The organism is Acinetobacter sp. SA01 (assembly GCF_011319235.1).
In the GTDB taxonomy this organism is placed as follows: Bacteria; Pseudomonadota; Gammaproteobacteria; order Pseudomonadales; family Moraxellaceae; genus Acinetobacter.
Genome location: NZ_WXXM01000037.1, coordinates 1 through 7,028 on the forward strand (window position 1 = coordinate 1; position 7,028 = coordinate 7,028).

General features: G+C 32.3%; 9 protein-coding genes and 1 pseudogene. 4 read left to right on the top strand and 6 right to left on the bottom strand.

What is annotated here, in order from left to right; all coding sequences use genetic code 11:
• On the top strand, positions 1–197 hold a 197-nt coding region (locus GTU69_RS16680; protein WP_240921742.1), incomplete at its 5' end, for a hypothetical protein.
• A gap of 253 nt (positions 198–450) precedes the next feature.
• On the opposite strand, the gene GTU69_RS16685 is transcribed toward GTU69_RS16680, so the two are convergent.
• From GTU69_RS16685 to GTU69_RS16700, 4 genes are all read right to left on the bottom strand, one after another.
• Positions 451–1,200 (bottom strand): Abi family protein, encoded by a 750-nt coding sequence (locus tag GTU69_RS16685; protein WP_166172176.1) that lies wholly within the window; start codon positions 1,198–1,200, stop codon positions 451–453.
• Entirely contained in the window at positions 1,200–1,610 is a 411-nt protein-coding gene (locus GTU69_RS16690) for a helix-turn-helix domain-containing protein (protein WP_166172178.1), read from the bottom strand. The genes GTU69_RS16685 and GTU69_RS16690 overlap by 1 nt, the downstream gene beginning before the upstream one ends.
• A gap of 261 nt (positions 1,611–1,871) precedes the next feature.
• Positions 1,872–2,384 (bottom strand): hypothetical protein, encoded by a 513-nt coding sequence (locus GTU69_RS16695; RefSeq protein ID WP_166172180.1) that lies wholly within the window; start codon positions 2,382–2,384, stop codon positions 1,872–1,874.
• 145 nt (positions 2,385–2,529) lie between these two features.
• Positions 2,530–2,907 carry a hypothetical protein gene (locus tag GTU69_RS16700; protein ID WP_166172182.1) on the bottom strand — a complete coding sequence of 126 codons (378 nt, stop codon included), beginning with the start codon at positions 2,905–2,907 and terminating at the stop codon, positions 2,530–2,532.
• Positions 2,908–4,116: 1,209 nt separating this feature from the next.
• Here GTU69_RS16700 and repM point away from each other — a divergent pair.
• From repM to GTU69_RS16715, 3 genes are read left to right on the top strand one after another with little or no spacing between them, the layout of a single operon-like run.
• On the top strand, positions 4,117–5,079 hold the full coding sequence (gene repM / locus GTU69_RS16705) for a replication initiation protein RepM (protein ID WP_166172184.1): 963 nt from the start codon (positions 4,117–4,119) through the stop codon (positions 5,077–5,079).
• On the top strand, positions 5,072–5,638 hold the full coding sequence (locus GTU69_RS16710; RefSeq protein ID WP_166172186.1) for a plasmid replication DNA-binding protein: 567 nt from the start codon (positions 5,072–5,074) through the stop codon (positions 5,636–5,638). The genes repM and GTU69_RS16710 overlap by 8 nt, the downstream gene beginning before the upstream one ends.
• A 21-nt stretch (positions 5,639–5,659) precedes the next feature.
• Positions 5,660–5,803: a hypothetical protein gene (locus GTU69_RS16715; RefSeq protein ID WP_166172188.1), complete on the top strand. Its 144-nt coding sequence runs from the start codon at positions 5,660–5,662 to the stop codon at positions 5,801–5,803.
• Between the two features lie 218 nt (positions 5,804–6,021).
• Here the strand turns inward: GTU69_RS16715 and GTU69_RS16720 are convergent, their stop codons facing one another.
• Both GTU69_RS16720 and GTU69_RS16725 read right to left on the bottom strand, forming a co-directional pair.
• Positions 6,022–6,696, bottom strand: a complete 675-nt coding sequence (locus tag GTU69_RS16720; RefSeq protein WP_166172190.1) for a hypothetical protein — start codon at positions 6,694–6,696, stop codon at positions 6,022–6,024.
• An 83-nt stretch (positions 6,697–6,779) separates the two neighbouring features.
• Positions 6,780–7,028: pseudogene (locus GTU69_RS16725) on the bottom strand (hypothetical protein); the annotation flags it as partial.

The window sequence follows — 7,028 nt, forward strand, 5'->3', positions numbered from 1 at the left end:
CTGAAGACGTAGACAATCCGCCATACTGGGATGTAGACAATCCGCCATACTGGGATGTAGACAATCCGCCATACTGGGATGTAGACAATCCGCCATACTGGGATGTAGACAATCCACCATACTGGGATGTAGACATTCCACCATACTGGGATGTAGACATTCCACCATACTGGGATGTAGACATTCCACCGTACTGAGATGTGGACATTCCGCCATACTGAGATGTAGATAATCCGCCATACTGGGATGTACTTAAATTGCGGGGCCAAGTTCTTAAATTTGGTATTTCTGGTCGTGACATAGCTCTATAACTCTTAGATATTAATAATAAAAAACTTATTAGAGTACATTACTACTTTTTTCGTGCTTTTTATGAAAGAGTAAAAATCAAGCGACAGATCATGTCTTTCTACTTAAATTTCTTTTTATCTTTAATCAAAATGACGCCTGCTAATTAATTTTAGAAAAAAATAAGGCTAAGTCAGCCATCTTTTTTTCAAATTGCACATCTTGCTCCATTTTTGTCATTAGTTCATATTTTTCGAGAGAACAATACTTTATTAAAGTCATAATTATTTTAAAATACTCTCTCATAACATCATCTAACTGACTAAAACTATTGAAATTTCTTGTAGTCTTCCATAGAGGTTCATAATGATAGAGTCTATTTCTTAACTTACCTAATTTTAGAAGGTGGTCATCAATTTTACTCAACTTAATATTTCCTTTATTTGGAAATACTTTTGAACCATATATTTGCCAAAATAACGTCTCTCTGTAAGTTCCTTTTAAAATTTCAGGCCACAACCCAAAAGTAATTCTAGCTAAGATATCTTGTGGCTCTGGGTCTCTATTTTTTGACTCAAAATCACTTTCTGTTTTAGTTAGTGCTGCATTAATAATTCTTCTAGCTGTAGATGTACAATAAGACTCTGCTTTTAAGTTTTCAAACCAATCTGCTTTATTATAATGTTCAGTTTTGCACTCATGAATTCTATTTCTAAGTGTTATCTCTAACGTTTGCATAACCACGTAAAAACAAGAATATATATCTTGCATTTTTGCATAGAACAATACCTGATCAACTACAGTGATCTGGTTATGAGAGCCATGAATTTGCTCTAAGATTTTTCTATATGTTGCAAATCTTGGTAAAGATATACATTCAATAACGGAATTGCTTTGTTGTTCTGTTAACACTATCGCCCCAATATTTTATTCAATTTCAAACGGGTTAGAATAACTGGTGATATTACATTCAACCTTTCCACTAATGGTGTTAAATCATAATAATTACGTCCACGTGTAATGTTATTCGATCTTGCTGTAGATGTCTTTCCAATTAATCCTTTATCTTCAAGGCTGTGTAACGCTCTTTGTACAGTTTTAGGAGCTAACCCTGAACGAAATGCTATGGCACTTTGCGAAGGATAAGGTTTTTCGGATTTATCCCACCAATGCATTAATAAATTCATCAAAACATTTAGTTCAGATGCAGAAATTTTTAAGTCTTTTTGTGCAAATAATAATAAGGTAGGGACACTGACCCATCCTAAAGAACATGCTTCTTCTCCCCATTTATTCAAAACAGGCTTTCTTTCTAAATCCATGATTTATCTCAATTTAAATAAAAAAACAAAATTATAGATATATATTATACTATGTATATACATATAGTAGGTCATTTTGACTGTTTACGATAAATATTTATACAGATAGTATAGCTTCAAGATTTAGCACTACCGCCGGCTGTCCATTTGGATAAAGGTTGTATCTGCGGGTAAAAAAAACGCTCACTTTTATAGTGGGCGTTTTTCCTTTTAAAATAATAAATTTCTAAATATTTAACATAAAATCTCTTATACGAATTTTTAGTCTTTACTAGAGTTTTCCGATTGTTGATTATCTTTCATTTTCTTTCGATCAATAAGATATTGAAGAGTAACTGCATATATAAAGAACGTGATAGCAAAACAAGTACCTAAAACGAATATTTCCATCGGTGTTTGCTTTAAAATGACGTCATAACTATATGAATACCATGATAATGCATACATAGAACCAGTGATTGCTCCACCAAAAATTGTTATATTTTTTGGTATTTCCTCTAATATTAAATTTAAAACTTTATCTAATGCATTGAATCCAGAAAGATTCTTAATAATAAATAAAACTCCTAGAAGAACTGTAATAGCCCCTAAAATTGAGAGAAACTCGTTTGTAAGATGCGCATTGATTTTCGCAGCAACATAAGTTTCAAATAATTTTTTTGATGAAAAAAGTTTTGAGAAGAAACAAGCTGTTAAAAAAGTTATAAAAATTGGTATTAAGAATTTAACAAATTCAAGTCCAACATATTTGAAATAATTTTTTCCCGTAACCATGTTTATCACTCATAAAAATAAAAAGAGTGTAGCTCATGTCTAAAAAAAAAATCTTTTTTCATTAAATTTTTCAAAAATTATTCACAACTAAAAAATTGAACCACATATACGAAGTTTAATTTATCTAGCTAAAGATCAAACAAACCTATTTTGATGCACCATTGAATAATTCTCTAGCTTTAGCACGGGATCTATTTATATCTCCTTTCATGCCTTGCCGATCAGCTAAGGACATAGTTTTGCTTTGCTCTGATTCATTCTCTTTTTGTTCGGCATCTTGCAAACTCGATAAGAAGCTAGAGGTATATTTTTCTTTTTCCCTGTCAGAAGAAGATTTCTCTTGAGTGTCTCTATCCTGTGAACGAAATCGATATAAATAGCTTTTAAATGTATTCAAATTGAGATCTAGCTCATGATCCATTTGAAGTTTTTCAACAATCGATTGTTGGGTATACCCCTCATTTATAAGTTGCTCAATGACGGGTAAAAGGAGAGAGAACCTTACACTTTTTTTCCGTTTCATATTCAATTTTTCTCAGATGGGATAGATACAATATATAGACTAATTGCATTATTTTTACATAACTTTTGCAACTTTTTGCTAATTTATAAAAACTATTTGCATCACTTTTACAACTAAATACTAATATTTTGCATCCTATTGGCATTTCCATCAAAACATTAAGAAATAAACGCCCTAAAAAGCCCCAAATTGCGAAGAATGGACTCAGTAATTTAAAAAATTTATTCCTATAAAAGACCTTTTTTGTGGATACACCATACGCACCTAGTAGGATGCTAAAAAATCAAGAACTTACAAAATTTTAAAAAATATAGAAATCAAAAACTTCATACATAACTATATTTAATCAATTGATTTATATAGGATCGCAATGTATGAAAAATAAAAGTCTCAAAACATCTTATAGAGTGAATGATATTGAATGCAATTCAGCCATATTCCTGCTCAATTTTTCAGTTATGCAAACCTAAGTTTTAAAAATTTGAGATAGCCTTTCTTTTTCTGAATAGATAAATGGCTCAGCCTATTTTTCAATTGAATGAAGATAGCCATAGATTGCGTTTTAATGCGTTTTAACAGCACTTAAACAAGAAGATATAGAATCCATTGTCTTTTATTGAAAACAAGCCTAAAAACGCAAATGAGAGTGAATAAAGCCTATTTTGATTTAAGAGATAAGAATAGAACGAGTGTCTACGAGTGACAATGCCCAATTCAAATTTTTGCTGTTTTTTCCCTGATTACAATGCGGTATTTAATTATTCATAGTCATTTTAGAGCTTTGCGATTCGAAATCTTTGTTTCATGAACGAGCGTAGCGAGTAAAAAAGCTTCATGAGCGAAGCGAATCCATTCTTGTTTTTGACGTTGCTTTTTCAATATTTGATTCACATCTGGTATTTACTAAAAATTGCCCCTACGAACTGAGTGTAAGCGAAGTTCAATAGAGTTTGAGCGTAGCGAAAACATAGGGCAATTTTTCATGTCTTAGGCTTTTAATTATTTTTAATGCTTTTAATGCTTTTAAGCGCGCTGAAAGCCTTTATAGATAAGGCTTTCAAAGCCAATAAGACTACAATCTCTTTGTCATAAGACTACAATCTCTTTGTCATAAGACTACAATCTCTTTGTCATAAGACTACAATCTCTTTGCTTTTGACTACATATACTGATAATGTAGTCTTAATAACGCTAATAATATGTAGTTCTATGAAAAGTGATTTGGTTGTCAAAGATAATATTCTTGTTAATGCTAGTTATAATCTAGAAGTTACAGAGCAACGGCTAATACTCTTATCTATCATAAGAGCTAGAGAAACAGAACAAGGAATTACTTCTGATAGTAAATTAGAGATACACGCTTCTGACTATGCAACACGCTTTGATGTAACTAAAGAAGCAGCTTACAGTGCTTTAAAAAATGCTGTTCATAATCTTTTTGAAAGAAAATTTTCTTTTAAAGATAATCATAAAGATACTAACAAAGAAATTGTAGTCAAATCACGATGGGTTAGTAGAATCGCCTATATAGATGATCTTGCTATTCTAGAAGTTACATTTGCCCCCGATGTTGTTCCTCTCATCACTAGATTAGAGAAACACTTTACTAGTTACCAATTAAAACAAGTCGCTCAGTTAACTAGTAAATATGCTATCCGCTTATACGAATTGTTAATCTCATGGAAAGAGGTCGGTAAAACTCCAGTCATTGATTTAGCAGACTTTCGAGAAAAATTAGGTTTAGAAACCAATGAATATCAGAAAATGATTAACTTCAAAAATCGGGTATTAGAGCCAGCTATAAAGCAAATTAATGATTTAACTGATATTACTGTTGAATATGAACAATTCAAAAAAGGAAGAGCTATTTCAGGCTTATCATTCACTTTTAAACCTAAAAAAGTTAATACTCCAGTAACCGAAATTAAGCGTACTCATAATAATTTTGATCTGTTTTCTCGAATGACAGATCCACAACGTCATTTGTTCGCTAATAAACTTTCAGAGTTACCTGATATGGGAAAATATTCACAAGGAACAGAAAGCTTTCAACAATTTGCTGTTCGTATTGCTGAAATGTTACAAGATCCTGAACGATTTAAAGAACTCTATCCATACCTAAAAAAAGTGGGATATATGCCATCTAATCAAAAGGACACTGTAAATGGCTAAGTTATCACTAAGTGAAGTTTCTAAACGCTTTAATGTTAGTCGTTCTACACTATATAGAGCTATCAAAGAAGGTCGTTTGTCTAGAAGCTCTGATAATCTTTTTGATGTCTCAGAGGTCATCCGTTGTTTTGGTGAACCAAATAAAAAAAATGAAACTAACCAAATCTTAAATCACCCCAAAGATGATGCAGATTTACGCCAATTAGTAGATTTTATGAAAAAAGAAATTGAAGCTTATAAAGACCGAGAGCAACGTTATTTAGATCAGATAGACCGTTTTCAATTACTTATAGGACATAAAGAAAATACTGAAGGTTTGTCTCACGATACAACCATGAAACAACCTAATGATACACCACAAGACAATACACATGAAACACATGTAACCCATACAAATAAAGCAATAAAACAGAATGAAATGCCCCATGAGACAAATATGGAGCATCCCAATGATGCACCACAACACAAATCAATAACACACTATGAGACATCCCAAAAAGAACCTAAAAAACGTGGCTTATTTGGACGAGTCCTGAATGCCGTATTCAATGAGGACTAAGCTCTCTAAGGAGCATTACACATGAAAAAACTGAAAGAGATTCTACAAGGCATTGCCTTTCTCTTGGTCGGCATTCCCATCATGATCATTGCGAGTGTCATGGATCAAATAGCCTTTAAAAAAGAGCGAGAACAGCATCAAAAAACAAAAGAGCAAAGCAAGTAATTGTTCAGTAAGAGTTATCAATCCAGACGCAGATTGCTGAGAAAATAGGCATATTGGATGAATGATCCACTAAAAAGCCCAGTTTGCACAAACTGGGCTTTTTAGTGGATCTCAATGTGTTGATTTAATTCAATTTCATGAGCACATTTCGTATAACGTGTATTATGTTAATTTTAGGAAAACTATAAAAAGAAGCTAGAAAATTAATGGGGCTTAAATTAATAAATACTGTCAACTTTACTGTATTCAACTACTTTCATTTCATACCCATAATCTGTTTTATTTTTAAGATTAATCAGAACAAATCGGGTATCTATCACTTCTAATAGTCTCCAATCAGACTGATCATTTGGATATGCAGTTTGCTGCTCAAACAAAACTATTGGCAATGTCTTGTTATTAATGGCGCTATTCGCATCGTTTACACCACTTCCAAACATACAACCAAAAGCAACCATGCTTAAAAATAATACTAAAGGGGAGGCAAAGTACTGGTCTATCTGCCCTCCAAAAATAGAACTATGTACATAGGAGTAATAAAACACACCAAAATAAAGTGGAATTAACTTAGTTGATAAGGTAATCGATACATCGATTCCTATAAAGAATATGGATAGTATTACGAATAGTATGGAAAAAATGAGTGAATATAAATGGCCCACCCAAGCAGCAACAGATAAGTAAATTAAAGAAAGTATGCTCCCAAAAGCAAACAATAAACTAGTAGTTAAAATTGAGTAAAACAAACTATAAGCAGATATAGAAGGCAATACCCATAAAGCATCAAACGTAGAAAAATAACCGAACTTATAAGTTCCAGCTAAAGCTATCAGTATCAGTGGTATGGCAGCATAAAGTTCAAGAACTTTCTTTAATGAGAAAGAGTTATACAAAAATGCCCCCTACTTGAAAATATAAGACTGAAATACATCTCAAAAGACACCGATTTGAGATGTATTTTTATTACATAAAAAAATTAAAAGAAATTTTCAGGATACAAAAATGATGGAATATGTTTTCTAATTAATTGAGCCTGTGCAAAATACCCTCTAGTTTCTAGTTCTAGTAAAAACACTGGCCAAGGTGGAATATTACTTTTATATACATTATTTGAAGATGTCGACATACCACCTCCTGAAGACGTAGACAATCCGCCATACTGGGATGTAGACAATCCGCCATACTGGGATGTAGACAATCCGCCATACTGGGATGTAGACAATCC

Coding starts and splice junctions, on each gene's coding strand:
- GTU69_RS16715 (WP_166172188.1), top strand. CDS start 5,660: ATGAAAAAACTGAAAGAGATTCTACAAGGCATTGCCTTTCTCTTGGTC.
- GTU69_RS16690 (WP_166172178.1), bottom strand. CDS start 1,610: ATGGATTTAGAAAGAAAGCCTGTTTTGAATAAATGGGGAGAAGAAGCA.
- GTU69_RS16695 (WP_166172180.1), bottom strand. CDS start 2,384: ATGGTTACGGGAAAAAATTATTTCAAATATGTTGGACTTGAATTTGTT.
- GTU69_RS16710 (WP_166172186.1), top strand. CDS start 5,072: ATGGCTAAGTTATCACTAAGTGAAGTTTCTAAACGCTTTAATGTTAGT.
- repM (WP_166172184.1), top strand. CDS start 4,117: ATGAAAAGTGATTTGGTTGTCAAAGATAATATTCTTGTTAATGCTAGT.
- GTU69_RS16700 (WP_166172182.1), bottom strand. CDS start 2,907: ATGAAACGGAAAAAAAGTGTAAGGTTCTCTCTCCTTTTACCCGTCATT.